Source organism: Streptomyces sp. NPDC029152, from assembly GCF_055564355.1.
Genome location: NZ_JBVHWR010000077.1, coordinates 1 through 1,000, shown reverse-complemented (window position 1 = coordinate 1,000; position 1,000 = coordinate 1). Strand labels below are relative to the sequence as shown.

Genomic DNA, 1,000 nt, shown 5'->3' with positions numbered 1-1,000 from the left:
CTGGTTGCTCATGGGTGGAACGTTGACTACTCGGTCACGGCCTCGGGCCGGAGGCTGCTAGTACTGCCCGCAAGGGCGTGGAACGCACGATCTCCGGACGGGAAGTGACCGGGCACGCTGTTGGGTGTCTGAGGGCACGGCCGCATGGTCGCCTTCAGTGCCGGCCCCAGTGCACTCGAGCCGCTGGTTCGGGGTGATGGGTGGTTGGTCGTTGTTTGAGAACTGCACAGTGGACGCGAGCATCTGTGGCCAAGTTTTTAAGGGCGCACGGTGGATGCCTTGGCACCAGGAACCGATGAAGGACGTGGGAGGCCACGATAGGCCCCGGGGAGTCGTCAACCAGGCTTTGATCCGGGGGTGTCCGAATGGGGAAACCCGGCAGTCGTCATGGGCTGTCACCCGCTGCTGAACACATAGGCAGTGTGGAGGGAACGCGGGGAAGTGAAACATCTCAGTACCCGCAGGAAGAGAAAACAACCGTGATTCCGGGAGTAGTGGCGAGCGAAACCGGATGAGGCCAAACCGTATGCGTGTGAGACCCGGCAGGGGTTGCGCATACGGGGTTGTGGGATCTCTCTTCTGTCGTCTGCCGGCGGCAGGACGAGTCAGAAACCGTTGATGTAGGCGAAGGACATGCGAAAGGTCCGGCGTAGAGGGTAAGACCCCCGTAGTCGAAACGTCAGCGGCTCGTTGGAGAGACACCCAAGTAGCACGGGGCCCGAGAAATCCCGTGTGAATCTGGCGGGACCACCCGCTAAGCCTAAATATTCCCTGGTGACCGATAGCGGATAGTACCGTGAGGGAATGGTGAAAAGTACCGCGGGAGCGGAGTGAAATAGTACCTGAAACCGTGTGCCTACAAGCCGTGGGAGCGTCGGACATCAGCTTGCTGGTGTCTCGTGACTGCGTGCCTTTTGAAGAATGAGCCTGCGAGTTTGCGGTGTGTTGCGAGGTTAACCCGGGTGGGGTAGCCGTAGCGAAAGCGAGTCCGAACAGGGCG

1 rRNA gene is annotated in these 1,000 nt (G+C 60.4%); it reads left to right on the top strand.

Annotated features, from left to right (window positions below):
* Nucleotides 1-247: 247 nt before the first annotated feature.
* Nucleotides 248-1,000, top strand: a 23S ribosomal RNA gene (locus ACZ4V6_RS36610); the annotation flags it as partial.